Source organism: Caldimonas hydrothermalis, from assembly GCF_056746695.1.
Map to the genome: position 1 here is coordinate 18,133 of NZ_JBWQXA010000004.1, position 25,821 is coordinate 43,953.

Sequence of the window (25,821 nt, forward strand, 5' to 3'; positions counted from 1 at the left end):
GCCATGTGGTCGTACATCCTCAAGCGAGTGCTGCTGATGGTCCCCACGATGCTGGGGGTGCTGCTCATTACTTTCATCGTGGTGCAGTTCGTGCCCGGCGGCCCGGTGGAGCAGTACCTGGCCGAAGCCCGTGCCGCGCCCGGCACCGGCGGTGAGGGCGGGGCCTTTGCCTACCGCGGCGCCCAAGGCGTGGACCCGAAGCGGCTGGAGGAGATCAAGGCGCTCTACGGCTTCGACAAGCCCGCCCACGAACGCTTTGTGCAGATGCTCGGCCAGTTCATCCGCTTCGACCTGGGGCAGAGCTTCTTCCAAAACAAGGACGTGTGGGCATTGATCGTCGAGAAGCTGCCGGTGTCGATCAGCCTGGGAATGTGGACCTTCCTGCTCAGCTACGGTGTGGCCGTGCCGCTGGGCGTGGCCAAGGCGGTGCGTGCCGGCACGCGCTTCGACCTCGTGACCACGCTGCTCGTGCTGGTGGGCTATGCGATTCCGGGCTTCGTGCTCGGTGTGGCACTGCTGGTGATCTTTGGCGGACAGCTCCAGTGGTTCCCGCTGCGCGGCTTGACCTCGGCCAACTGGGAGGAACTGAGCTGGGGCGCACGCATCGTGGACTATCTCTGGCACATCACGCTGCCGGTCACGGCGATGGTGCTGGGCAGCTTTGCAGTGACCACGATGCTCACCAAGAACGCCTTCCTCGAAGAGATCCGCAAGCAGTACGTGCTGACCGCGCGCGCCAAGGGCCTGGGCGAGCGCCAGGTGCTGTGGAAGCATGTCTTGCGCAATGCGCTGATCCCCATCGTCACGGGCTTTCCGGCGGCTTTCGTCGGCGCCTTCTTCACCGGCGCGCTGCTGATCGAGACGCTGTTCTCCCTCGACGGCCTGGGCCTCCTGAGTTATGAGAGCGTGATCCGGCGCGACTATCCGGTGGTGCTGGGTACGCTGTACCTGTTCACATTGATCGGCCTGGTCACCAAGCTGATCAGCGATCTCTGTTACGTCTGGGTGGATCCGCGTGTCAAGTTCGACTGACCCCGTGCGCGCCGTGGCTTCGAACAGCCCCACACGGCGGGCCTGGCGGCGCTTCCGCCACAACCGGCTGGGATTCTGCAGTCTGGTGATTTTCTGCACCCTGGTCGTGCTCAGCCTCTTCGCCGAGGTGTTGTCGAATGACCGGCCGCTGCTGGTGCGCTACGAAGGCCGGTTCTACGTGCCGCTCCTGCATGACTATCCGGAAACGGTGTTCGGTGGTGACTTCGAGACGCCCACCGACTACCTGGATCCCTTCATCCGCGAGCGGCTCAACCAGGGCAGCAACTGGGCGATCTATCCGCCCAACCCCTACGGCCCGCGCACGATCAACTACTTCGCCAAGGAACCCAACCCCTCGGGCCCGTCGCGCGACAACTGGCTGGGCACCGACGACCGGGGGCGTGACATGTTGGCCCAGCTCATCTACGGTTTTCGGGTGAGCGTGCTGTTCGCGCTGGCGCTCACGGCCATCGGCGTGGTGCTGGGCGTGGTCGCCGGGGCGGTGCAGGGCTTTTTCGGCGGGCGCATCGACCTGACGATGCAGCGCCTCATCGAGATCTGGGCCTCGATGCCGGAGCTGTATCTGCTCATCATCTTCAGCGCGATGTTCTCGCCCAGCCTCGGGCTGCTGCTGGTGCTGCTGAGCCTGTTCGGCTGGATGGGGCTGTCGGACTACGTGCGTGCCGAGTTCCTGCGCAACCGGCAGATGGACTACGTGCGCTCGGCGCGTGCGCTGGGCGTGAGCAATGCCCAGATCATCTGGCGTCACATCCTGCCCAACAGCCTCACCCCGGTGGTGACCTTCCTGCCTTTCCGCATGAGTGCCGCCATCCTGGCCCTGACCTCGCTGGACTTCCTGGGCCTGGGGGTGCCAGCCGACACACCGTCGCTGGGCCAGTTGCTCAACCAGGGCAAGGCCAACATCGATGCCTGGTGGATCTCGTTGGCCACCTTTGGCGTGCTGGTGCTGACCCTGCTGCTGCTGACCTTCATGGGCGATGCGCTGCGCAATGCCCTGGATCCGCGTGTGCCCGACCCGCCGCAACCGCAGCCCACACCCCCGGCAACGACCGCCCCCAAGGAGGCCCAGGCATGAGCGGGATGCTGCTGGAAGCGCGCGGCCTGCGCGTGAGCTTTGGCGGCAAGGCAGTGGTGCACGGCGTGGACCTGCACGTCAAGCCAGGCGAGAAGCTGGCGCTCGTGGGTGAGTCCGGCTCGGGCAAGACCGTCACGGCCCTGAGCCTGCTGCGTCTGCTGCCGTCGGCCCAGGTGGAGGGCCAGGCCTGGCTGCAAGGCGATGGCGGCCAGCGGCGCGACCTGCTCGCCCTGAGCGAGCGCGAGCTCAGGGGGGTGCGCGGCCAGGAGGTGGCCGTGATCTTCCAGGAGCCGATGACGGCCCTGAACCCGCTCTACACCGTGGGCGATCAGATCGTCGAGGTGCTGCAGCTCAAAAAGGGCCTCCCCCCGGCTGAGGCGTGGGAGCGGGCCGTGCAATTGCTGGCCGACACCGGCATCCCCGAGCCCGAACGCCGTGCGCGTGCCTACCCGCACCAGCTCTCGGGCGGCCAGCGCCAGCGCGCGATGATCGCGATGGCGCTGGCGGGCGAGCCCCGCCTGCTGTTGGCCGACGAGCCCACCACCGCGCTGGATGTGACCCTGCGCGGCCAGATCCTGGATCTGCTGAACGAACTGCAGCGCCGTCGCGGCATGGCGGTGCTGATGATCACGCACGACCTCCATCTGGTGCGCCGCTTCGCCGACCGGGTGGCCGTGATGGAGAACGGCCACCTCGTCGAGGAGGGCGCGGTGGCCGAGGTGTTCAGCCGGCCCCGGCATCCCTACACCCGCAAGCTCATCGACAGCCGGCCCGAGCGCGACGTCGTCGATGCGGTGGCCGCGCCACTTTCGCAGGACGGGCTGCTGCACACCCGCGACCTCCGGGTGGTCTACTCCATCCCACGGCCTGGCTTGCGGGGCTGGTTCGGCCGCGGCGAGTTCGTGGCGGTCAAGGGTGCGAGCCTGATGCTTGCGCCGCGGCAGACGCTGGGGGTGATCGGCGAATCGGGGTCGGGCAAATCCACCCTGGCCCTGGCGGTGCTGGGGCTGCTGCCCAGCGGGGGTGAACTGCGTCTGGCCGGGAAGTCCTGGCAGGGTTCGCCGCGGGCTGACCGTCCCCTGCGGCGCGTGGCCCAGGTGGTCTTCCAGGACCCGTTTTCCTCCCTGTCGCCGCGCATGACGGTCGAGGAGCTCGTCGGCGAGGGCTTGCGGGTGCATGAGCCCGCGCTGGATGCCGGCGAGCGCCGCGAGCGGGTCCGGCAGGCCCTGGCCGATGTGGGTCTCACCGAAGCCCAGTTCCCGGGTTTGCTGGCGCGTTATCCGCATGAATTCTCCGGGGGGCAGCGCCAGCGCCTGGCGATCGCGCGAGCGCTGATCGTGAAGCCGCAGTTGCTGGTGCTGGACGAACCGACCAGCGCGCTGGACGTGACCATCCAGAAGCAGATACTCGGTCTGCTGCAGAGGCTGCAGCGCGAGCACGGTCTGGCCTACTTGCTCATCACCCACGATGTGGACGTGATCCGTGCGATGGCCCACCGCGTCATCGTGATGAAGGACGGTGTGGTGGTCGAGTCCGGCGAGATGCATGAGGTGCTCGATGCGCCGCGCCATCCGTACACGCAGCGGCTCGTGGCCGCGGCCACCGTGCCCGTCTCCGCCTGAGCGTCGAGAGCACCCCGTCACCACGGCTCAGGCTGCCAGGGCTCAGGCTGCCAGGGGCCACCCCTCGTCTTCCCGGCGCGCCAGGCGCTCGAGTTCGTCACACACCTGGGCCAAGGTGCCGCACAAGGCCGTGCGGCGCCGGTCGGCCGGATCGACGGCCACCTTCAGAGCGGCCATGGGTGCGAGGCCCATTGGCGGCTTCACGCCGCCTTCGTCATCCAGCGACACCCGAACGAGCACCGCGGCCGCACTGGCCGGGGTCTGCACACGCACATCCCAGTGGCAGCCTCGGCCCGGCAGCAGGCTCAGACGAACCTCCGCCGGGCTGTCGTCCCAGCGCGTTAGGGCCGGACGTACGAGCAGCACATGGGCGGCGTGACGGCGGGCGGCACGCGAGAGCGCACGCCAGGCGGAGGCAGACATCTCCTGGGCCCACAGCAGCAGCAGGCCTGCGGGGTGGGCCTGAAGCCACTGGACGCCGGCCTGGACCGGGCTCTGCGGCGCGGCGCCCGGCCAGCAGCAGGTGAGAGGCCCGTCGAGCGACAGCAGCCCCGGGTGGTGGGGCAGGCTACGCGGCGGCTGGACCAGGGCCAGGGGGCGCCCCTCTTGCACGCCGCGTCGAATGGCGTTTTCGAACAATCGCCATTCGGCCTCACCGGCCTGGGGGGTGCACACTTCCAGCACTTGACCGGCCAGCCAGCCCCCGCCGGGCAAAGCGGCATCAAGGCGAGCATGGCCCGTGGGCAGGCAGCGGGGCAAGGCGGGCCGGGGCTGCAGCCGCATGCGTTGCCACCACGGTGTGGGAAAAGCCGAGTCGTTCATGTCCATCTCCGAAGATCAACCAACCACATGACATTCGGCAGGATTGGGACGGGTGCTGCGCCCAAGGCGCAGCGGGCCAGGCTGCAGGGCCTGTGCGAGGGGACACCCCTTCGCACCTGCGCCCACCACCTGCAGCAGGCCGGAAGCGGCAGCGGCTACATCAGCATGGTGTTGCGGATCAGGCCCACGGCGATGCCTTCGAGCTCGAAGTCCTGGCCGGGCTCGACGACGATGGTGGGGTAGTCGGGGTTCTCGGCCACCAGTTCGATGTGACCCCGTTGGCGGCGCAGGCGCTTGACCGTGACCTCGTCGCCCAGGCGGGCCACGACGATCTGGCCGTTCTTGGCCTCGCGCGTGGCCTGCACGGCCAGCAGGTCGCCGTCGAGGATGCCGGCGTCGCGCATGCTCATGCCGCGCACCTTCAGCAGAAAGTCGGGCTTGCGCTGGAACAGGCCGGCCTCGACGTGGTAAGTCTGGTCGATGTGCTCCTGCGCCAGGATGGGGCTGCCTGCGGCGACACGGCCCACCAGGGGCAGGGCGAGCTGGGCCAGGCCGGGCAGCGGCAGGCTGAACTGGCGGATGCGCGACTCGGCCAGCGATCGCAATGTGTCAGACTTCAGCCTGATGCCCCGCGAGGTGCCGCCTACCAGCTCGATGACGCCCTTGCGGGCCAGGGCCTGCAGATGCTCCTCGGCGGCATTGGGCGAGCGGAAACCCAGTTCGGCAGCGATTTCGGCCCGCGTGGGGGGAGCACCGGTGCGCTCGATCGCGCTCTGGATGAGCTCGAGGATCTGCTGCTGGCGGGCCGTGAGCTTGGGGGTCTCGAACGTGTCCATGGGCGTGGGTCGGGTGGTGGGTGGCGGCCATTGGCCGGGCTGATGGCGATCGCCCCGGCCCGGTGTACGTCCTGGCTGCACACTGACTGGTTGCGCATCCAGTATCTGTATTTTTATCCAGCTTCCAGAAAAATGCAAAACATGCACCAGACCGTCGTGGTCATCGGCACGGGCGGCACGATTGCCGGCACGGCCGCCAGCGCGGCCGACCATACCGGCTACACCGCGGCCCAGATTGGCGTGGCGCAGTTGCTGGCGTCCGTGCCAGCGCTGTCCGGCCAGCCTCTGGAGATGCTCCAGCTCGCCCAGGTGGACAGCAAGGACATGGACTTCGGTGTGTGGCGCGAGCTGGCCCGGGCCGTGGACCGTGCGGTGGCGCGGCCCGAGGTGGCCGGGGTCGTCATCACGCATGGCACTGACACCCTGGAGGAGACCGCCTGGTTCCTGCAGGCCGTGCTGGCGCCGGCCAAGCCGGTGGTGCTGACGGCGGCGATGCGTCCGGCCACGGCCTTGTCGGCCGACGGGCCACAGAACCTGGCCGATGCCGTGACGGTGGCGGCTTGGCCGCAGGCCCGGGGGGTGGTGGCCGTGCTGTCGGGCCGGGTGCACGCGGCGGCCGATGTGCGCAAGGCTCACACCTACCGGGTGGACGCTTTCGATTCCGGCGATGCAGGACCGGTGGCGCTGGTGGAGGCAGGCCGGTTGCGCATTCTGCGCCCCTGGCCGCAGGGACCTGCGCTGGGCCTGCAAGCCCTGCTGGCCCTGGAGCCCACGGCGTGGCCCTGGGTGGAGATCGTCACGAGCGGGGCCGGTGCGCGGGCACAGGCCGTGCAAGCCCTGGTGCGCGCCGGTGTGCGCGGCCTCGTGGTGGCGGGCACCGGCAACGGCACCATCCATGTGGCCCTCGAAGCCGCCTTGACCGAGGCCCAGGCGCAGGGGGTGACGGTGTGGCGTGCCAGCCGTTGTGGCATGGGGCCGGTGCTCGGGGAGCATCCGCGGCAATGGCCCTCGGCCGGCACCTTGACCCCGGCCAAGGCCCGCGTGGCGCTGATGCTGGAGCTGATGCGGGCCTGAGCCCGGGGCTCAGACCAGGTGCAGTCGCACGTCGATGTTGTTGCGCGTGGCGTTGGAATAGGGGCACACCTGATGGGCGGCATGCACCAGGGCTTCGGCCTGGGTGCGTTCCATGCCGGGAAGGGACACGGCCAGGTCGACCTCGATGCCAAAGCCCTGGGCCACGGGCCCGATGCCCACCGTTGCCGTGATGGCGGTGTCGGCTGGCAGGGCGATCTTGCGCTGGGCGGCCACGAACTTCATGGCGCCAATGAAGCAGGCGGAGTAGCCCGCCGCGAAGAGTTGCTCGGGGTTCGTGCCGGGGCCGCCGGCACCGCCGAGTTCCCTGGGAGTGCTGAGCCGCAGGTCGAGGGCGCCGTCGGAGGACACCGAACGGCCGTCGCGGCCGCCGGTCGAGGTGGCTTGGGCCTGGTAGAGCACTTTTTCGAGAGGCATGGTCTTCCTTTCAGTGGGTGGGTGGGAGGGCAGGGGGCTCAGGCGGCCCGCCGTTTCACGGGGGCGATGGCCGAGGGGGTGGTGTGCAGGCTCAGACGCTGGCGCAGCCCGTGCAGGCGTTGACGCAACTCGGCGATCTCCTCCAGGCTGCACCGGGTAGCACAGGCCACTTCGACGGGCACCTGGACGGCGGCTTCACGCAGGGCCTCGCCCGCCGGGGTGAGGTGGACGATCACGCGGCGCTCATCGGCGCTGTCACGGCGGCGGTCCACCAGACCGGCCGACTGCAGGCGCTTGAGCAGGGGCGTGAGCGTGCCGGAATCGAGGAACAGCCGCTCGCCCAGTTCGCTCACCGTCTGCTCGCCATGCTCCCAAAGGACCAGCATCACCAGGTACTGCGGGTAGGTGAGGCTCAGCCGGTCGAGCAGGGGTTTGTAGAGCTTGGTCATCGCCAGTGACGTGGCGTAGAGCGCAAAGCACAACTGCTTGTCGAGCTGCAGCAGGCCCTGGGTGTCGGCGATGGGAGGGGTGGAATTCGGCATGGCTCAATTGTAATGCGCAATTTAATTGCGCGCAATTTAATTGTCGACAGAGAGGCCTATACCGGCCAGCCCGGCACCGGCTGGTGCCCGGCGCCTCAGGCTTCCAACTGGTCCAGCTGTTCGCTGAGTTCGAGCCAGCGCGTCTCGAGTTGCTCTATCTGTTCGCCGATCTCTTTGAGCCGGCGGCCTTGCTGAGCCCATTGCTCCGGCGTGCCTTCGCCGCCGGACAACGCCGCTTCGAGGGCGGCCTTCTCCTGACCCAGGGCGGCCAGCCGTTCGTCGATGGCGACCCGTTCCTTCTTCAAGGGCCGGGCCTTTTCGAGACGTTGCTGACGTTGCGGGTCGCGCCGGTCCTGACGCGCAGGGCGGGCGGCCGCGGCCGTTGGTGCTGCGGCGGCCGGCGGCTGCCGGTGTGCCTGGGCCCGCTCGCGGCCCTGGTCCAGCAACCAGCGCTGGTAGTCGTCGAGGTCGCCGTCAAAGGGGGTCACGCTCCCGTGCGCGACCAGCCAGAACTCGTCGCACACCTCGCGCAGCAGTGCACGGTCGTGGCTGACCAGCATCACCGTGCCCTCGAACTCGTTGAGGGCCATGCTCAGCGCTTCGCGGGTGGTGAGGTCGAGGTGGTTGGTGGGTTCGTCCAGCAGCAGCAGGTTGGGGCGCTGCCACACGAGCAGGGCCAGCACCAGGCGGGCCTTCTCGCCGCCGCTCATGCTGCCCACGGGCTGCATCACCATGTCGCCCACAAAGCGGAACTGGCCGAGGAAGTCGCGCAGCTCCTGCTCGCGGGCCTGGGGGCCTACGTCGCGGGCGAGACGGATCATGTGCTGCAAGGGGGTGTCGGCCGGGTGCAGCACGTCCAGCTCCTGCTGGGCGAAGTAGCCGATGGCCAGGCCCTTGCCTTCGGTGATGCGCCCGCGCAGCAGCGGCAGGCTGCGGGCGATGGTCTTGACCAGCGTGGACTTGCCCTGGCCGTTGGCGCCGAGGATGCCGATGCGCTGGCCGGCCAGCACCGATCGGTTCACGTCGCGCAGGATGAGCGTGTCGCCCTCGGCGTTGCGATAGCCCATGCCGGCACCATCGAGCACCAGCATGGGGTTGGGCAGGTGGGCCGGCTCGCGGAACTCGAACTGGAAATCGGCCGCGGTGAGCACCGGGGCGAGCTTTTCCATGCGTGCCAGCGCCTTGACCCGGCTTTGCGCCTGGCGGGCCTTGCTGGCCTTGGCCTTGAAGCGCTCGATGAAGCGCGAGAGCTGCGCAATGCGCTCTTGCTGACGCTCGAAGGCGGCCTGCTGCTGGCTCATGCGCTCGGCGCGCATCTCCTCGAAACGGGTGTAGTTGCCACCGTAGCGGGTCAGGCGAGCGTCTTCCAAGTGCACGGTCACCCGGGTGACCGCATCGAGGAACTCGCGGTCATGGCTGATGACGATCAGCGTTCCCTCGAAGCGCTGCAGCCAGGCTTCCAGCCAGACCAGGGCATCGAGGTCCAGGTGGTTGGTGGGCTCGTCCAGCAGCATCAGGTCGGCCGGGCACATCAGCGCGCGCGCCAGCTGCAACCGCATGCGCCAGCCGCCCGAGAAGCTGTTCACCGGGGCATCGAGCTGTCCGGTGGTGAAGCCCAGGCCCAGCAGCAGCGCTTGCGCGCGGGCACGCGCGTCGAAGCCACCGGCCTGCTCGATGCGGTGATGGGCCTCGGCGATGGCCAGGCCGTCGTCGGCGGCCTCGGCCTGGGCCAGCGCTGCCTGTGCCGCCTGCAGCATGCGGTCACCGGCCAGCACGAAGTCGGTGGCGCCCTCGTCGGTCTCGGGCATGTCCTGGGCCACTTCGGCCACTTGCCAGTGGGCGGGCACCTCGGCATCGCCGGCATCGGCCTGCAGCCTGCCGGTGAGCAGGGCGAAGAGCGAGGATTTGCCGGCGCCGTTGCGGCCCACCAGGCCCACCTTTTCCCCGGGGTTCAGGGTGAGCCAGGCGCCTTCGAGCACGACCTTCGTGCCGCGGCGCAGGGTGAGGTTCTTGAGCTGGATCATCAGGGCAGGCTCTGGGCGGCCAGGGCTTCGCGTGTGAGCAGCACCACCATGTCGGGGCCGGCGCTGGTGTCGATCCACACGGCTTCGAGCAAGGGGAAGGCTGCCTCGAAATGGGCACGCTCGTGGCCGATCTCCAGCACGAGCACGGCGTGGTCGTTCATGTGGGCCGGGGCCTCGCGCAGGATGCGACGGATCAGGTCCATGCCATCCTCGCCGCCGGCCAGGGCCAGGTCGGGCTCGGCCTGGTATTCGGCCGGCAGGGCTGCCATCGACAGCGTGTTCACATAGGGCGGATTGCACAGGATGAGGTCGTAGCGGCCGGGCAGGACCTCGAAGAGGTCGCTGTGCACGAGACGGATGCGATCGGCCAGGCCATGGCGCTCGACGTTGATGCGCGCCACCGCCAGGGCGTCCTCACTCAGGTCGGCAGCATCCACGTGCACGTCCGGATAGGCCATGGCGGTGAGCACCGCCAGGCTGCCGTTGCCGGTGCACAGGTCGAGCACTGCGCGGGTGTGTTCACCCAGCCAGGGGTCGATGCTGCCATCGGCCAGCAGCTCGGCGATGAACGAGCGCGGCACGATGGCGCGCTCGTCGACGTAGAAGCGCACGCCTTGCAGCCAGGCCTCCTGCGTGAGGTAGGCCGCCGGCACGCGGCTGGTGATGCGCTCGTCGATCAGGGCGTTCACGCGGGCCTGGTCGGCGCGGTCGAGCTCACGTGCCGCGACGCTGTCGAGGTCGTCCAGCGGCAGGCCCAGGGCCCACAGCGTGAGCCAGGCGGCCTCGTCGCGGGCGTTGGTGGTGCCATGCCCAAATGAAACGCCCGCCTCGTCGAGGCGGGCGGCCATGCGCTCGATCATCTCGAGTACGGTCATGCGATCAGTGCTTCCAGGGTCTTGCGGTAGATATTCTTCAGGGGTTCGAGGTGGGCCACTTCCACGCCTTCGTTGATCTTGTGGATGGTGGCGTTGCGCGGCCCGAACTCGATCACCTGGGGACAGATCTGCGCGATGAAGCGGCCATCCGAGGTGCCGCCGGTGGTGGACAGCTCGGGCGTGAGGCCGGTTTCGGTGCGGATGGCGGCCACCACGGCTTCGCTCAGGTCGCCCGGTTCGGTGAGGAAAGGCAGGCCGCCCAGCGTCCAGGCGAGGTCATACTCCAGGCCGTGGCGGTCGAGCACTTCGTGCACCCGGGCCTTCAGGCCTTCGGGGGTGGATTCGGTGCCGTAGCGGAAATTGAAGTCGACGACGAGCTCGCCGGGGATGACATTGGTGGCGCCGGTGCCGGCGTGCAGATTCGAGATCTGCCAACTCGTGGGCGGGAAGTAGGCGTTGCCACGGTCCCATTCGATGGCCGCGAGTTCGGCCAGGGCCGGTGCGGCCTGGTGCACCGGGTTGCGCGCCAGGTGAGGGTAGGCGATGTGGCCCTGGAGGCCCTTGACCGTAAGCCGGCCCGACAGCGAGCCGCGACGGCCGTTCTTGATCATGTCGCCCAGGCGCTCGACCGAGGTGGGTTCGCCGACGATGCAGTAGTCCAGGCGTTCGCCGCGCGCGCGCAGCCAGTCGCAGACCTTGACGGTCCCGTCGTTGGCCGGGCCCTCCTCGTCGCTGGTGATCAGGAAGGCGATGGAGCCACGGTGGTCGGGGTGGGCGGCCACGAACTCCTGCACGGCCACCACCATCGCGGCGATCGAGCTCTTCATGTCGGCGGCACCGCGGCCATGCAGCAGGCCGTCGCGGTGGGTGGGCGTGAAAGGGTCGCTGAGCCAGCGCTCCAGGGGCCCGGTGGGCACCACATCGGTGTGGCCGGCAAACACCAGCAGCTTGCCCTCGTGGCCGGCGCGGCCCTCGCGCTTGGCCCACAGGTTGGTGACGCGAAAGTCGGACGGGCCGAAGACCAGCGTCTCGCAGGCAAAGCCCAGGGGCGTGAGCCGCTCGGCGATCAGGGCTTGGCAGCCGGCATCGGACGGTGTGACCGAAGGCCGGGCGATCAGGGCTTCGGTGAGGCGCAGGGTGTCGGTCATGGGGTGGGGGCCGCAGCGTGCCGGGCCTCAGCGCAGCACGCCGAAGCCGGTGGTGCCATAGCCGCTGGGGCGCTCGTCGTTGCGCACGTCCAGCGTGATCTCGGTGAAGGACGGTCCGTCCTCGACCTCTTCTTTTTTCGGGGTGAGCTTGCTCTGGGCGCTCATGTCGTTCTGCAGCCGCCACATCAGGTTGGTGGGCGAATCAGCGTAGGCCAGGCCTTCCTCGCGGGTGACACGGCCCTCGTTGATCAGGCGGGCGATATCGGCTTCGAAGGTCTGCGAACCCTCGGCCAGGGATTTCTCCATCGCCTCTTTCACGCCGGCGAGATCGCCCTTTTCGATCAGCTCGGCCACGAGCTTGGTGTTGAGCAGCACCTCCACGGCCGGGATGCGTCCGCCGGTGACCGCACGCATCAGGCGCTGCGAGACGATGGCCTTCAGCCCCGAGCCCAGGTCCGACAGCAGGGCAGGGCGCGCCTCGGGGGTGTAGAACGACATGATGCGGCTGAGCGCGTGATAGCTGTTGTTGGCGTGCATCGTCGACAGCACCAGGTGACCGGACAGGGCGTATGACAGGGCCGCGGTCATGGTTTCGCGGTCGCGGATCTCGCCGATCATGATGCAGTCGGGGGCCTGACGCAGGGCGTTCTTCAGCCCGATCTGCAGGGACTGGGTGTCCCGTCCGACTTCGCGCTGGTTGATCACCGACTTCTTGTTCGTGAACAGGAACTCGATCGGATCCTCGATGGTGAGGATGTGCCCGGCCAACTGCTGATTGCGGTGCTCGAGCATGGCGGCCAAGGTGGTGCTCTTGCCCGTGCCGGTGGCGCCTACCAGCAGGATCAGCCCGCGCTTTTCCAGGATCAGGCTGGTGAGGATGTCGGGCACGTTGAGCGATTCCAGCGAGGGAATCGTGCTCGGAATGCAGCGGAACACCGCGGCGACCGAGCCGCGCTGCTTGAAGGCGCTCAGGCGGAAGCTGGCCACGCCGGGTAGCACCACCCCCAGGTTCAGCTCGCCTGTTTCGTCGAGCTCCTCCATTTGGGCAGGGGTGAGCACCTCGGCGAGCAACTGGCGCGGCTGCTGGGGGGTGAGGGGCTGATCGCTGACTTGCAGGATCTGCCCGTGGATCTTGATGAGGATGGGCGTCTTGGCCGACAGATAGACATCCGAGGCCTGCTTGTCGGCCATCAGGCGCAGCACGCGCTCCATGTTGCCACCGCTCATCGCCATCCTCCTCGTCGTGGGTGTGTCGGGTGTGCCGCAGTGTGCCTCAGGCGCGCAGCAGGTCGTTGATGCTGGTCTTGGAACGGGTCTGGGCGTCCACGCGCTTGACGATCACCGCGGCATACAGGCTGTAGGCCTGGCCGGCAGCCGTCGTCTTGGGCAGGTTGCCGCTCACGACCACCGAGCCGGCCGGCACGCGGCCGTAGGTGATCTCGCCGGTCTCACGGTTGAAGATGGGGGTGCTCTGGCCGATGTACACGCCCATGCCCAGCACGGAGTTCTCTTCGACGATCACGCCTTCCACCACCTCGGAGCGCGCGCCGATGAAGCAGTTGTCCTCGATGATCGTGGGGTTGGCCTGCAGCGGTTCGAGCACACCGCCGATGCCCACGCCCCCCGAGAGGTGCACATTCTTGCCAATCTGGGCGCACGAGCCCACGGTGGCCCAGGTGTCGACCATGGTGCCTTCGTCCACATAGGCGCCGATGTTCACGTACGAGGGCATGAGCACCACATTCCTGGCGATGTAGCTGCCACGGCGCGCCACGGCAGGGGGCACGACACGCACACCGGTGGCTCGCATCTCCTCGTCGCTGAGGTGGGCGAACTTGGTGGGCACCTTGTCGAAGAAGCCCAGGTCGCCGGCGCGCATGGCGACGTTGTCGTGCAGGCGGAAGCTCAGCAGCACGGCCTTCTTGATCCACTGGTGGGTGGTCCAGGCGCCGTCGATCTTCTCGGCCACGCGCAGGCGGCCCTTGTTCAGGTCGGCGATCACGGATTCGACGGCCTCGCGCACCTCGGGGGCGGCAGCGGAGGGCGACAGGGCGGCGCGGTCGTCCCAGGCCTGGTTGATGACGGCTTCGAGGGCTTGACTCATGGATGCGGACTCTTGAGTGGATCAGAGGGAACGGACATAGGCGGCGATGCGTTCGGCGGCCTCGACGCATTCGTCGAGCTCGGCCACCAGGGCCATGCGGATGCGGCCGGCGCCGGGGTTCAGGCCGTGCGCCTGCCGCGCAAGGAAGCTGCCCGGCAAGACCGTCACATTGTATTGAGCGAGCACCCCCCGGGCGAACTCGGTGTCGCTTTGCCCCAGGGCCTCGGGCACCTTGGCCCACAAGTAGAAGCCGGCATCGGGCAGGGCCACCTCCAGCACCTCGGCCAGCAGGGGGGTGACGCGGGCGAACTTGGCGCGGTACTGCTCGCGGTTGGCCACCACGTGGGCTTCGTCGTTCCAGGCGGCGATGCTGGCCTGCTGCACCACCGGGCTCATCGCGCTGCCGTGGTAGGTGCGGTACAGCGAGAAGGCCTTCAGGAGCCGTGCATCGCCGGCCACGAAGCCCGAGCGCAGGCCCGGCACGTTGGAGCGCTTGGACAAGCTGGTGAAGGCGACGAGGTTGCGCAGATCCTGGCGGCCGAGCCTGGCGGCGGCTTCCAGCCCGCCCAGCGGAGGCTCGTCACGGAAGTAGATCTCGGAATAGCACTCGTCCGAGGCGATCACGAAGCCGTGCCGGTCGCTCAGCTCGAACAGCCGCGCCCATTCGTCCAGGGGCATCACCGCGCCGGTGGGATTGCCCGGCGAGCACACGTAGACGAGCTGGGTGCGCGCCCAGGTGTCGTCCGACAAGGCCGACCAGTCGCAGGCAAAGTTGCGCGTCGGGTCGCTGTTGGCAAAGGCCGTGTCGGCACCAGCCAGCAAGGCGGCGCCTTCGTAGATCTGATAGAAGGGATTCGGGCAGACCACGATGGGCCCGCCGGCCTGGCGGTGCCGCGTCGGGTCGATGACGGTCTGGGCAAAGGCGAACAGCGCCTCGCGCGAGCCGTTGACCGGCAGCACCTGGGTGGCCGGATCCAGGCTCACGCCGTAGCGGCGCTGCACCCAGCCGGCCATCGCCTCGCGCAGGGCCGGCTGGCCCACCGTGGCCGGGTAGTGGGCCAGGCCGTCGAGGGCATGGGCCAGCGCCTGGCGGATGAAGAGCGGCGTGGGGTGCCTGGGCTCTCCGATGCCCAGGCTGATGGGCCGCAGGGCCGGGTTGGGCGTGAGGTCCTGGGTGAGGGCGCGCAGCCGTTCGAACGGATAGGGCTGGAGGCGGGCGAGCAGGGGGTTCATGGACGGCGATTATCCCCGTTCGACGCACCGGGACACTGCGCTTGACGGCTCGCCGGGGGGCTCCGATCATGGATCCATGAACACGTTGCGGTGGCGCGATCTGCGTTTTGCGCTGGCCTGGGCCATGCCCTGGGGGATCGGTACGGCCGCGTGGTATTCGCCCTGGGCGGCCTGGGGTGTGGCCCTGGGCGTGCTGACGGGCGTGGCGGTGCTGGAATGGGTACTTCCCTCGTGGCGGCACTCGCCCGCGGCGCGCGAGCCGCATCCGTGGTTCGTGGCCTGCCTGCGCCTGCATGTGCTGTGGCAGGCCGGTCTGTTGGCCCTGGGCCTGCTCGTGGCCCGGGAGCAGTCCAGTGCGGCGGCGGTGCTGGCCCTGGGGCTGGCCGTGGGGACGACCACCGGGTCGCAGGGCATCACCTTCGCTCACGAGCTGGGCCATTCCCGCTCCCGGCTCGACCGCGCCCTGGGCTGGGCGCTGATGATCAGCGTGGGCTACGCCCACTTCATGGTGGAGCACTATCGCGGGCACCATGTGCGGGCGGCGACCGCCGACGATCCGGCCAGTGCTCGCGCCGGGGAATCGTTGTGGCGTTTCCTGCCGCGCACGCTGGCCGGCAGTTGGCGCAGCGCCTGGGCGCTGGAAGCGCAGCGGCTGGCGCGGCATCGCCAGGGCTGGGCGCACAGCCCGCTGGCCTGGGCGATGGTGGCGCAGGGGGCTTGGATCGGCGTGGTCGCGGCGGTGGCGGGCTGGCAAGGCCTGCTCTTCTGGGGGGTGCAGGCGGCCCATGCCGTGTGGCTGCTGGAGACCGTGAACTACATCGAGCACTATGGCCTGCAGCGCCGTGAGGTGCAGGGCCGGCCCGAGCGCTTCGGGGTGGAGCATGCCTGGAATGCCGACACCCTGATCAGCAACTGCCTGCTGGCCAACCTGCAACGGCATTCCGACCACCACATGCACGCCGGCAAGCCCTATGCCAGCCTGGAGCCCCTGCCGGGGCCCCAGTTACCTACCGGCTATGCGGGCTGCATCTGGCTGGCGATGGTGCCGCCGCTGTGGTTCCGTGTCATGCATCCGCGTCTGGACCGGTGGCGACTGTCGCCGGCCTGAGCCCTGCGCGGCCTTTCAGCCCAGCAGGCCCGATTCGGACGCATGCTGCGGCAGCTCGATGCGCGGTTGGGGCTTCCAGCCCTTCTTGCGATGCTCGACCACCACGTTGGTGTAGATGCCGCCGCGCACATACCACTTGGCCGTGATGCGCAGAAAGCGCGGCTCGATGGCCTTGACGATGTCGTCGAGGATGTCGTTGGTGACCTTCTCGTGGAAAGCCCCCTCGTTGCGGTAGCTCCACATGTACATCTTCAGGCTCTTGAGCTCGACGCACAGCTTGTCGGGGATGCAGTCGATCGTGAAGTGCGCGAAGTCGGGCTGGCCGGTCAGCGGGCAGTGGCAGGTGAACTCGGGGACCTGGAACTGGATGACGTAGTCGCGCTTCGGGCTGGGGTTCGGGAAGACATGCAGCTCCTTCGAAGGCGCCGAGGGCGGGTTGGGCGGCATCTCGCGCTGCCGGGGAGGGGTGCGGGCGGGGGAGGAAGGGCGTTTGGCCATGGCAGTGTGACGGTTGGAGACGAAGGGGCGCCCACGGGCTGGGCGGCAGGGGGGCGATGGTATCATCCGCGCTTCCGTGGAACCGGTCGATGGGTCGGTTTTCGTATACGAATCAACGACTTAGCGCGAGGCCGCCGGTGGCGGCCCGGCGCGGTGCCCCAAGCAGCCCATGCGCCTGAACTCGATCAAGCTGTCCGGCTTCAAGTCCTTCGCGGAGCCCACGCATTTCCAGTTGCCCGGGCAACTCGTCGGCGTGGTGGGGCCCAACGGCTGCGGCAAGTCCAACATCATGGATGCGGTGCGCTGGGTGCTGGGCGAGTCCAAGGCCTCGGAGCTGCGTGGCGAGTCGATGCAAGACGTGATCTTCAACGGCTCGGGCACCCGCAAGCCGGCCAGCCGGGCCAGCGTGGAACTGGTGTTCGACAACTCCGACGCGCGCGCCGGCGGACAGTGGAACCAGTTCACCGAGATCTCGGTGCGACGCGTGCTCACGCGCGATGGGACGTCGAGCTATTTCATCAACGGGCAGCCCGTGCGCCGCCGTGATGTCCAGGACGTCTTCCTCGGCACGGGCCTGGGGCCGCGGGCCTACGCGATCATCGGCCAGGGCACGATCAGCCGCATCATCGAATCACGCCCCGAGGAGCTGCGCATGTTCCTCGAGGAAGCCGCCGGCGTGTCCAAGTACAAGGAGCGCCGCCGCGAGACGGAGAACCGTCTGAAGGATACGCGCGAGAACCTCACCCGGGTGGAGGACATCCTGCGTGAGCTGGGCCACAACCTCGAGCGTCTGGAACAGCAGGCCGAGGTGGCGCAGCGTTACCGCAGCCTGCAGGAGCAGGGCACGCTCAAGCTGCATCAACTCTGGTTCCTCAAGCACCGCGATGCGGCCGCCGAGCAAGAGCGCGTGCACCGCGAAGTGCTGGAAGCCACCAATGCCCTGGAGGCGAGGCTGGCCGAGCTGCGCCACGTCGAGGCCGAGCTGGAGACCCTCCGGCAGGCGCATTACGCGGCCAGCGACGAGCTGCACGCCGCGCAGGGCGCGCTGGCCGAGGCCAGCCTCGAAGTCAGCCGGCTCGAGGAACGCATCCGCTATGTGGTGGAGGGGCGTCAGCGCGTCGAGCAGCGGTTGATCGAGCTGAAAGCGCACAGCGGCCAGTGGGCCGAGCGTCGCGCCCAGGCCGAAAGCGAGCTCGAGACGATCGCCGAGCAGATCGCGATGGCGCAGGAGCAGGCCGAGGTCCTGGCCGCCCAGGCCGAGGAGGAGGCAGCCAATCTCCCGGCTCTGGAGGACGCGGTACGCGCCGCCGTCACTCGGGCCAACGAGCAGCGCAACGCCGTCTCCGGCGTGCAGCAGCAGATCCAGTTGCTGGCGGTGGAATCGCGCAACCTGGACGAGCAGGGCCGGCAATTGCAGACGCGGCGTGAGCGCCTGGCCGCCGAGGCCAAGGGCCTGGCCGCCCCTGACGAAGCCCGGTTGGGCGAACTGCAGCGCCTGCACGAGCAGGCGGCCCAGGAGCAGGCCGTGGCCGACGAGCGCCTGCACGAGCTGACCGAGCGGGTGCCGCATCTGGACGAGGAGCGGCGCGCCCAGCAGGAGCGGGTCAATGCCGAGTCGGCCCGGCAGGCCGACCTGGCGGCCCGGCTGGAGGCTCTGAGGGCGCTGCAGGAGAAGGTGCAGACCGAGGGCAAGCTCAAGCCCTGGCTGGCCAAGCACGGCCTGGACGGGCTGCAGGGCCTGTGGACGAAGGTGCACATCGAGCCGGGCTGGGAGACGGCCCTGGAATCGGCGCTGCGCGAGCGGCTCAACGCGCTGGAGGTGGGCCGTGTCGAGACCGTGCGGGCTTTCGCCAGCGACGCGCCGCCGGCCAAGCTGGCCTTCTACACGCTGCCCTCGGCCGCCATCAGCAACACCCACCACACGCTGCCACGCCTGTCCGACTTGCTGCGCCTGCACGATGCCGGGCTCAAGGCCCTGCTGAACGACTGGCTGGAAGGGGTCTACACCGCCGGCTCCATCGATGAAGCCCTGGCCCAGCGCGACAGGCTCACCCACGGCGAGGTGATCATGACCCGCGAGGGCCATGCGGTGTCGCAGTTCGCGGTGGCGTTCTACGCCCCCGACTCCGAGCAGGCCGGCATGCTCGCCCGCGCCCAGGAGATCGAGAACCTGGAGCGACAGGTGCGCGCCCAGGCCCTGATCGCCGACGAGGCGCGCTCGGCCCTGGTGCGGGCCGAGGCGGCGTACACCGAGGCCTCCCAGCGTCTGGTCACGGCCCGCCGCGAGGCGGCCGAGCTGCAAGCGCGCACCCATCAGCTCCAGGTGGAGTTGCTGCGCCTGACGCAGCAGGCCGAGCAGACCAGCAGCCGGCGCGGCCAGATCGAGGAGGAACTGGCCGAGATCGATGCGCAGCTCGAGGAACTGGCCGAACGGCGAGCCACCGGCGAGGCGCGCTTCGAGGAACTCGACATGCTGCTGGCCAACGAGCAGGAGCGCCACGCCGAGCTCGAAGAGGCCGTGATCGAGGCCGAGCGCAAACTCAACCAGGCGCGTGAGCAACTGCGTTCACTCGAACGCGAAGCCCAGGAGTCGCAGTTCTCGGCCCGCGCCCTGGCCTCCCGCCGCGGGGAGCTGCAGCGCTCCATCGAGACGGCGGTGCAGCAGATCCAGGCCAACGAGCGCTCGGCCGAGCAGTTGCAGGCCGAGCTCGACGGCTTCAACGACGCTGCGGCCCAGGCCGGCCTGCAGGAAGCGCTGGCGCTCAAGATGGAGCGTGAGGCAGCGCTGGCGGCCAAGCGCAGCGAGTACGACGATCTGTCGATGCGACTGCGCCGGGCCGACGAGCAGCGCCTGGAGTTCGAGCGCAGCCTCGATCCGCTGCGTGAGCGCATCACCAAACTGCAGCTCGAGGAACAAGCCGCTTCGCTGGGCGGCGCCCAGTTCCTCGAGCAGCTCACCCAGGCCGAGGTCGATCTCGAGGCCCTGGCGCGCACGATCGAGGAAGGCGGGGTGCGACTGCACGGCCTGCAAAGCGAGATCGACCGCATCAACCGCGAGATCAATGCCCTGGGGGCGGTGAACCTGGCGGCTCTGGACGAGCTCACCGCCGCGCGCGAGCGCAAGACCTTCCTGGATGCCCAGAACGCCGACCTGACCGACGCGATCAAGACGCTCGAGGATGCGATCCACAAGATCGACATGGAAACCCGCGAGCTGCTGAAGAAGACCTTCGACTTCGTCAACGAGCACTTCGGCAAGATGTTCCCGAGCCTGTTCGGCGGCGGCACCGCGAAGCTGGTCATGACCGGCGACGAGATCCTCGATGCCGGTGTGCAGGTGATGGCCCAGCCGCCGGGCAAGAAGAACAGCACGATCCACCTCCTGTCCGGTGGCGAGAAGGCGCTGACGGCCATCGCGCTCGTGTTCGCGATCTTCCAGCTCAACCCGGCGCCCTTCTGCCTGCTCGACGAGGTCGATGCCCCGCTGGACGACGCCAACACCGAGCGCTACGCCAAGCTGGTGACCGCGATGTCCAAGGACACCCAGTTCCTGTTCATCTCGCACAACAAGATCGCCATGGAGATGGCCGAGCAGCTCATCGGCGTGACGATGCAGGAGCAGGGGGTCTCGCGCATCGTGGCCGTGGACATGGAAGCGGCCGTGGGCATGGCCGAGGCGGCCTGAGCATCATGGGCAGCCTGCAACTGGCCTTGCTCGTCCTGGGCGTGCTCGTCGTCGGCGCGGTGGTGGCCCATGGGGCCTGGCAGGCCCGCAAGGCGGGTGTGCGCCGAGCCACCCCCCGCAGCGAGGCCGTGCCCCAGCGTTTCGAGGAACCCGTGCTGCGACTCGAGGACTTCGAGCCACCGCCGGCCGACGCGCTGGAGAGCGCGCTGGCACCAACCCCCGCGCGGCGGCAGACCGGGCCGCGTCTGGACCCTTTGATCGATGCCATCGTCCCGCTGAGCGTGGAGCTGCGCTTCACCGGCGACAGTGTGATGCACCACCTGCCTGCCACCCGGCGTGCCGGCAGCAAACCCTTCTTCATCGAGGGGCTGAATGACGCCACCTCCGAATGGGAGCCGCCCCAGGCCGGTCAGACCTACCGCGAGTTCCAGGCCGGCGTGCAGTTGGCCAACCGCACTGGGGCGCTCAACGAGATCGAATACTCCGAGTTCGTGCAGAAGGTGCAGGCTTTTGCCGATGCGATCGGCGCGACGGCCGATTTCCCCGACATGCTCGACGTGGTCGCGCGCGCCCGCGAACTCGACCAGTTCGCCAGCCAGCACGATGCCCAGCTCGCCTGCCGTCTGGTGGCCCGCGGAGCGGCCTGGTCGGTAGCCTACATCCAGCAGCATGCGGCGCGCCATGGCTTTGTCTCCGGGGCCGTGCCGGGCCGTCTGGTGCTGCCGGGCAGCCAAGAAGGCGCTCCGGCCATGCTGATCCTGCAGTTCGACGCCCAGGCCGCCTTTGCCGAAGATCCCAACCGGGCGGCGGTGCGCGATGTGAGCCTGGCCTTCGACGTGCCTCAGACGAGCGCCGACGAGGCCCCCTTCCAGGCCTGGCAGGCCAGCGCGCAGGCCCTGGCCCTGGGCATGGAGGCCGCGGTGGTGGACGATGCCGGCCAGCCCCTGGGCCCCCAGGCGTTCGACGCCATCGGCCGCGAGCTCGAGCGGCTCTACGCCACATTGGAAGCGCGTGGCCTGCCGGCGGGTTCGCCGGCAGCGCGCCGCCTGTTCAGCTGAAGTCGCGCACCACGCGCGCGGGTTCGCGCATGAGCACGAATTCCTCGGCGGCAGTGGGATGCACGGCCAAGGTCCGGTCGAACTGGGTCTTTGTGGCACCGCAGCTCAGTGCTACCGCCAGGCTCTGCACGATCTCCGGGGCGTCGGTGCCCAGCATGTGCACGCCCATCACCCGGTCGGACACATCGTCGACCAGCAGCTTCATGTAGCAGCGCTCAGCGCCCCCGAAGAAGGCCTGGCGCATCGGGCGGAAGTCGCTCTCGTAGACCCGGTAAGGCTGGCGGCGCTGCCGCATCGCGGCCTCGGTGAGGCCGATCGTGCCCACGGGCGGCAAGGTGAACACGGCTGTGGCGGTCAGGCGCAAGTCGGGGAAACGATGGGTGGGGCCAAAGAGCGCATCGGCCAGCGCCCGTCCCTGGGCGATGGCCACCGGCGTGAGGTTGAGCCGGTCGGTCACGTCACCGATGGCGTAGACCCCCTCGGCTGGGGTCTGCAGCCGCTCATCGACCGGGACAGCACCGTGGCTGCCCAGCGGGATGCCCAGCGTCTCCAGACCCAGCCCGGCCGTGTTGGGCCGTCGGCCCGTGGCGTTGAGCACGAAGCTGGCCGCGAGGCAGCGGCCATCGGCCAGCACCACCTCCCAGCGGCCCGGCCCGCCGCGCACGGCCTTCACGCCCTGGCCCGAGATCCGCTCGATGCCCGCCTGCTCCAGGGCTGCCGCCAGGCGGCGCCGCACGTCTTCGTCGAAGCCCCGCAGGGGCAGGTCGGCACGGTGGACCAGCCGCACACAGACCCCCAGTCGGGCCAGCATGCTCGCGAACTCCAGCGCGATATAGCCGGCGCCGATCACCGTCGCGTCGGCCGGCAGCTCGCGCAGGTCGAGCAGCTCGTCGGAGGTGGGGCAATCGGCGATGCCCTCGATACTGTCGCGCACCGGCGAGGCCCCGGTGGCGATCAGCAGCCGTCGCGCGCGCAGCGTGCGCGCACCCACCTGCACCGTGTGCGGGCCCAGCACACGGGCCCGGCCTTCGAAGAGGGTCACGCCGGAGCTGGCCAGCAACTGGCGGTACACGCCTTCGAGGCGATCGGTCTCGGCCTTCTTGCGTGCAGCCCAGCGGGCCATGTCGAAGCGTGGGGCCCCATCGGGCAGCACCCAGCCGTATTCGGCCGCCTCGCGCAAGGCATCCCCATACTGTGCGGCGTACATCAGCAGCTTTTTCGGCACACAGCCGCGGATCACGCAGGTGCCGCCCACGCGGGAGGCTTCCACGATGCCGACCTTGGCGCCATGGGCTGCGGCCCGGCGCGAGGCCGCCACACCGCCTGAGCCGGCGCCCAGGGTCAGGAGGTCGAAATCGAAGGTCTCGGACATGGCAGGCTCTCCGGTGGCCATGCGCGCAGCTTAGCGCCCCCATGGCGAGGGCGTGCGCCGTGCGGGACAATGCCGTTCCATGAGCCAGCCTTCCCTGTTCGACCCGGCCCCGGCCTCCAGCGCCGAAGCGGCCCGGCGTGCCGCGTGGTTGCGCGAGCAACTGCATCACCATGCCCACCTGTACTATGTGCTCGATGCGCCCCAGATCCCGGATGCCGAGTACGACCGGATGTTCCAGGAGCTGCAGGCCCTGGAGGCCGCGCATCCCGAACTGTTGACGCCGGACTCGCCCACCCAGCGCGTGCTGGGCCGGGTGCTCGAGGGCTTCGAGCCGGTGCGGCATGCGGTGCCCATGCTGTCCATCCGCACCGAGACCGACACCGAACCCACTGGCGCCGCGAACTTCGACGCCCGCGTGCGACGCGAACTCAAGCTGACCGAGGCCGATCCGCCCATCGAGTACCAAGCCGAGCTGAAGTTCGACGGCCTGGCCATCAGCCTGCGTTACGAGGGTGGTGTGCTGGTGCGTGCGGCCACGCGGGGCGACGGCGAGGTGGGTGAAGACGTGACCCAGAACATCCGCACGATCCGCCAGATTCCGTTGCGCCTGAGCGGTGCGGCACCCGAGGTGCTGGAGGTGCGGGGCGAGGTCTACATGCGCCGGGATGATTTCGAGCGGCTCAACGCCCGCCAACGCGAGCTGGGCGAGAAGACCTTCGTCAACCCGCGCAACGCGGCGGCGGGCGCGGTGCGGCAGCTCGATCCGGCGATCGCAGCCCGGCGGCCTCTGAGCTTTTTCGCCTACGGCTGGGGCGAGGTGTCGGGCTGGCCTGAGCAGCCCGACACACAGTCCGGTGTGCTCGATGCCTTTGTGGCCCTGGGCCTGCCGGTGTGCGAGGAGCGTGCCGTGGTGCAGGGCGCGCAAGGCCTGATCGAGTTTCACCGTCGCATCGGCCAACGGCGTGATCAACTGCCTTTCGACATCGACGGGGTGGTCTACAAGGTGAACCGTCTGGACCTGCAGCGGCAGCTCGGCTACGTCACCCGCGAGCCGCGCTGGGCCGTGGCGCACAAGTATCCGGCGCAGGAGCAGATGACCACGGTGCTCGACATCGACATCCAGGTGGGCCGCACCGGCAAGCTCACGCCGGTGGCCAAGCTCGCGCCGGTCTTCGTGGGTGGCGTCACCGTGACCAACGCCACGCTGCACAACGAAGACGAAACCCGCCGCAAGGACGTGCGCATTGGCGACACGGTGATCGTGCGCCGCGCCGGCGACGTGATCCCCGAGGTGGTGGCCGTCGTCCTGGAACGCCGGCCGCCCGATGCCGGCGAGCCCTTCGACCTGTACCGGCGCCTGGCCGGCCGCTGCCCGGTGTGTGGCAGTGCCATCGTCCGCGAGGAAGGCGAGGTGGACTGGCGCTGCAGCGGCGGGCTGTACTGCGCGGCCCAACGCAAGCAGGCGCTGCTGCATTTCGCCCAGCGCCGGGCCATGGACATCGAGGGTCTGGGCGACAAGCTCGTCGATCAGCTCGTCGATGGAGGCCTCATCCGCACCCTGCCTGAGCTCTACACGCTGGGCGTGGCCAAGCTTTCGGCACTGGACCGGATGGGAGACAAGAGCGCCCGCAACCTGGTCGAGGCGCTGGAGAAATCCAAGCAGACCACGCTGCCGCGCTTTCTCTTCGCGCTGGGCATCCGCCACGTGGGTGAGGCCACGGCCAAGGACCTGGCACGCCACTTCGGCAGCCTGGACCGCATCATGGATGCGCGCGTGGAAGAACTGCTGGAGGTCAACGACGTGGGCCCCGTGGTGGCCCAGAGCATCCGCACCTTCTTCGATCAGCTGCACAACCGCGAGGTGGTCGAGCAGTTGCGCGCTGCGGGCGTGCACTGGCCCGAAGGCGAGGGCACGGCCAGCGACGCCCCGCGGCCGCTGCTGGGCAAGACCCTGGTGCTGACCGGCACCTTGCCCACGATGAGCCGGGACGAGGCCAAGGCCTTGATCGAGGCGGCCGGCGGGAAGGTGGCCGGCTCGGTGAGCAAGAAGACCCACTACGTGGTGGCCGGCGCGGAAGCCGGCAGCAAGCTGGCCAAGGCCGAGGAACTGGGCGTGCCGGTGCTGGACGAGTCGGGCCTGAAAGCCCTGCTGGATGGGAAGGACGTCTGAAATGGCTGTTCGAGAGATCCTCAAGATGGGCGACCCGCGCCTGCTGCGCGTGGCCAAGCCGGTGCTCGAGTTCGATACCCCCGAGCTGCGAGCCCTGGTGGACGATCTTTTCGACACCATGCGTGCCGCAAACGGCGCCGGGCTCGCCGCCCCCCAGATTGGTGTGGACTTGGCCGTGGTGATCTTCGGCTTTGCCCGCAACGAACGCTATCCCGAGGCGCCGCCCGTGCCCGAGACCGTGCTGGTCAATCCGCAGATCGAGCCGCTGGGCGATGCAGAAGAAGAAGGCTGGGAAGGCTGCCTGTCGGTGCCCGGCCTGCGCGGCGTGGTGCCGCGCTTTGCGCGCATCCGCTACAGCGGCTTTGACGTGCAGGGCCGGCGCATCGAGCGCGAGGCCGAGGGCTTCCACGCCCGGGTGGTACAGCACGAATGCGACCACCTGATCGGCAAGCTCTACCCGATGCGCGTGCGCGACTTCACCCGCTTCGGCTTCACCTCGGTGTTGTTTCCCGGCCTGGACGCCAGCGCCGAGGATTGACCGGGCTTACGCCACCGGCATCGGCGACGGTGGCTTGATCTCTTCCAGGCAAATGGTCGAGCGCACATTGTCCACACCGGGCACCTGCATCAGCCGGTCAGTGAGGAACTGCGACAGCGTCCGCAGGTCAGGAGCCACCACCTTGAGCAGGTAGTCGTGGTCGCCCGACACCGAGTGGCACTCGATGACTTCAGGGAAGTCCTGGAACACCTTCTCGAGCTCGCGCACGCGGGTGAACTGCTCGCGGTCGATGCTCAGGCCCACGAAGGCCATCACCGCCAGGCCCAGCGCCTCGCGGTCGACCTGCGCGGCATAGCCGCGGATCACACCACGGTCCTCGAGCGAGCGCACGCGGCGCAGGCACTGCGGCGCCGACAGATGCACCCGCAAGGCCAGATCGACATTGCTGATGCGACCCTCGGCCTGCAGCACCTCCAAAAGGCGCCGGTCGATGGCATCCAGGCCGCTTGCGGGGGTTGGTTGCATGAAACAGCCCTATCCATGAAATTTTGTTGTGCTTGCAAGGTTATACACACAACAAATGGAAAT

Annotated in this window: 22 protein-coding genes; 9 read left to right on the forward strand and 13 right to left on the reverse strand. The window is 68.8% G+C overall.

Annotated features, from left to right (window positions below):
- The first annotated feature begins 3 nt into the window (after positions 1–3).
- Genes AC1ECW_RS06965 through AC1ECW_RS06975 form a run of 3 tightly spaced genes read left to right on the forward strand, consistent with a single transcriptional unit; the run spans position 4 to position 3,750 of the window.
- Positions 4–1,032: a microcin C ABC transporter permease YejB gene (locus AC1ECW_RS06965; protein WP_409703340.1), complete on the forward strand. Its 1,029-nt coding sequence runs from the start codon at positions 4–6 to the stop codon at positions 1,030–1,032.
- Positions 1,016–2,128, forward strand: coding sequence for an ABC transporter permease (locus tag AC1ECW_RS06970; protein WP_409703342.1), 1,113 nt, complete (start codon positions 1,016–1,018; stop codon positions 2,126–2,128). The genes AC1ECW_RS06965 and AC1ECW_RS06970 overlap by 17 nt, the downstream gene beginning before the upstream one ends.
- Positions 2,125–3,750, forward strand: coding sequence for an ABC transporter ATP-binding protein (locus AC1ECW_RS06975; protein WP_481201498.1), 1,626 nt, complete (start codon positions 2,125–2,127; stop codon positions 3,748–3,750). Before AC1ECW_RS06970 ends, AC1ECW_RS06975 begins: the two co-directional genes overlap by 4 nt.
- Before the next feature lie 42 nt (positions 3,751–3,792).
- On the opposite strand, the gene AC1ECW_RS06980 is transcribed toward AC1ECW_RS06975, so the two are convergent.
- Together AC1ECW_RS06980 and lexA are read right to left on the reverse strand one after the other, a co-directional pair.
- Positions 3,793–4,572 carry a hypothetical protein gene (locus AC1ECW_RS06980; protein WP_481201499.1) on the reverse strand — a complete coding sequence of 260 codons (780 nt, stop codon included), beginning with the start codon at positions 4,570–4,572 and terminating at the stop codon, positions 3,793–3,795.
- A 155-nt stretch (positions 4,573–4,727) separates the two neighbouring features.
- Entirely contained in the window at positions 4,728–5,408 is a 681-nt protein-coding gene (lexA, locus tag AC1ECW_RS06985) for a transcriptional repressor LexA (RefSeq protein ID WP_409703351.1), read from the reverse strand.
- A gap of 141 nt (positions 5,409–5,549) precedes the next feature.
- Here lexA and AC1ECW_RS06990 point away from each other — a divergent pair, with 141 nt between their 5' ends.
- The gene (locus tag AC1ECW_RS06990) at positions 5,550–6,482 is read left to right on the forward strand and encodes an asparaginase (RefSeq protein ID WP_409703354.1); all 933 of its coding nucleotides are present in this window, start codon (positions 5,550–5,552) and stop codon (positions 6,480–6,482) included.
- Between the two features lie 9 nt (positions 6,483–6,491).
- Here AC1ECW_RS06990 and AC1ECW_RS06995 read toward each other — a convergent pair whose 3' ends face one another.
- The 8 genes from AC1ECW_RS06995 to dapC form a co-directional block, all read right to left on the reverse strand.
- The gene (locus tag AC1ECW_RS06995) at positions 6,492–6,917 is read right to left on the reverse strand and encodes an organic hydroperoxide resistance protein (RefSeq protein WP_409703357.1); all 426 of its coding nucleotides are present in this window, start codon (positions 6,915–6,917) and stop codon (positions 6,492–6,494) included.
- A 38-nt stretch (positions 6,918–6,955) separates the two neighbouring features.
- Positions 6,956–7,459, reverse strand: a complete 504-nt coding sequence (locus AC1ECW_RS07000) for a MarR family winged helix-turn-helix transcriptional regulator (protein WP_481201500.1) — start codon at positions 7,457–7,459, stop codon at positions 6,956–6,958.
- A gap of 95 nt (positions 7,460–7,554) precedes the next feature.
- Positions 7,555–9,483 (reverse strand): ABC-F family ATP-binding cassette domain-containing protein, encoded by a 1,929-nt coding sequence (locus tag AC1ECW_RS07005; protein WP_481201501.1) that lies wholly within the window; start codon positions 9,481–9,483, stop codon positions 7,555–7,557.
- Positions 9,483–10,358: a 50S ribosomal protein L3 N(5)-glutamine methyltransferase gene (gene prmB / locus AC1ECW_RS07010; protein WP_409706947.1), complete on the reverse strand. Its 876-nt coding sequence runs from the start codon at positions 10,356–10,358 to the stop codon at positions 9,483–9,485. The genes AC1ECW_RS07005 and prmB overlap by 1 nt, the downstream gene beginning before the upstream one ends.
- Positions 10,355–11,506 (reverse strand): succinyl-diaminopimelate desuccinylase, encoded by a 1,152-nt coding sequence (dapE, locus tag AC1ECW_RS07015; protein WP_481201502.1) that lies wholly within the window; start codon positions 11,504–11,506, stop codon positions 10,355–10,357. Before dapE ends, prmB begins: the two co-directional genes overlap by 4 nt.
- A gap of 27 nt (positions 11,507–11,533) precedes the next feature.
- Positions 11,534–12,733, reverse strand: a complete 1,200-nt coding sequence (locus AC1ECW_RS07020) for a PilT/PilU family type 4a pilus ATPase (RefSeq protein ID WP_481201503.1) — start codon at positions 12,731–12,733, stop codon at positions 11,534–11,536.
- A 46-nt stretch (positions 12,734–12,779) separates the two neighbouring features.
- Entirely contained in the window at positions 12,780–13,610 is an 831-nt protein-coding gene (dapD, locus tag AC1ECW_RS07025) for a 2,3,4,5-tetrahydropyridine-2,6-dicarboxylate N-succinyltransferase (protein WP_409661688.1), read from the reverse strand.
- A 21-nt stretch (positions 13,611–13,631) separates the two neighbouring features.
- Complete coding sequence (gene dapC / locus AC1ECW_RS07030; protein ID WP_481201504.1) at positions 13,632–14,843, reverse strand: succinyldiaminopimelate transaminase; 1,212 nt, start codon at positions 14,841–14,843, stop codon at positions 13,632–13,634.
- 76 nt (positions 14,844–14,919) lie between these two features.
- Here dapC and AC1ECW_RS07035 point away from each other — a divergent pair, with 76 nt between their 5' ends.
- A complete protein-coding gene (locus AC1ECW_RS07035; protein WP_481201505.1) occupies positions 14,920–15,951 on the forward strand; it encodes an alkane 1-monooxygenase in 1,032 nt (343 codons plus the stop codon).
- Positions 15,952–15,966: 15 nt separating this feature from the next.
- On the opposite strand, the gene queF is transcribed toward AC1ECW_RS07035, so the two are convergent.
- Positions 15,967–16,449: a preQ(1) synthase gene (gene queF / locus AC1ECW_RS07040; protein WP_481201506.1), complete on the reverse strand. Its 483-nt coding sequence runs from the start codon at positions 16,447–16,449 to the stop codon at positions 15,967–15,969.
- Positions 16,450–16,618: 169 nt separating this feature from the next.
- Here queF and smc point away from each other — a divergent pair, with 169 nt between their 5' ends.
- Together smc and AC1ECW_RS07050 are read left to right on the forward strand one after the other, a co-directional pair.
- Positions 16,619–20,134 (forward strand): chromosome segregation protein SMC, encoded by a 3,516-nt coding sequence (gene smc / locus AC1ECW_RS07045; protein ID WP_409706926.1) that lies wholly within the window; start codon positions 16,619–16,621, stop codon positions 20,132–20,134.
- Positions 20,135–20,139: 5 nt separating this feature from the next.
- Positions 20,140–21,192: a cell division protein FtsZ gene (locus AC1ECW_RS07050; RefSeq protein WP_481201507.1), complete on the forward strand. Its 1,053-nt coding sequence runs from the start codon at positions 20,140–20,142 to the stop codon at positions 21,190–21,192.
- Here the strand turns inward: AC1ECW_RS07050 and gorA are convergent.
- Entirely contained in the window at positions 21,185–22,564 is a 1,380-nt protein-coding gene (gene gorA / locus AC1ECW_RS07055; RefSeq protein WP_409703915.1) for a glutathione-disulfide reductase, read from the reverse strand. The genes AC1ECW_RS07050 and gorA overlap by 8 nt on opposite strands.
- 79 nt (positions 22,565–22,643) lie before the next feature.
- Between gorA and ligA the strand changes: the two genes are divergently transcribed.
- Together ligA and def are read left to right on the forward strand one after the other, a co-directional pair.
- Complete coding sequence (gene ligA / locus AC1ECW_RS07060) at positions 22,644–24,734, forward strand: NAD-dependent DNA ligase LigA (protein WP_409703917.1); 2,091 nt, start codon at positions 22,644–22,646, stop codon at positions 24,732–24,734.
- A gap of 1 nt (position 24,735) precedes the next feature.
- The gene (gene def / locus AC1ECW_RS07065; protein ID WP_409703919.1) at positions 24,736–25,272 is read left to right on the forward strand and encodes a peptide deformylase; all 537 of its coding nucleotides are present in this window, start codon (positions 24,736–24,738) and stop codon (positions 25,270–25,272) included.
- A 6-nt stretch (positions 25,273–25,278) separates the two neighbouring features.
- On the opposite strand, the gene AC1ECW_RS07070 is transcribed toward def, so the two are convergent.
- Entirely contained in the window at positions 25,279–25,758 is a 480-nt protein-coding gene (locus AC1ECW_RS07070) for an Lrp/AsnC family transcriptional regulator (protein ID WP_409703921.1), read from the reverse strand.
- Between the last annotated feature and the right edge of the window lie 63 nt (positions 25,759–25,821).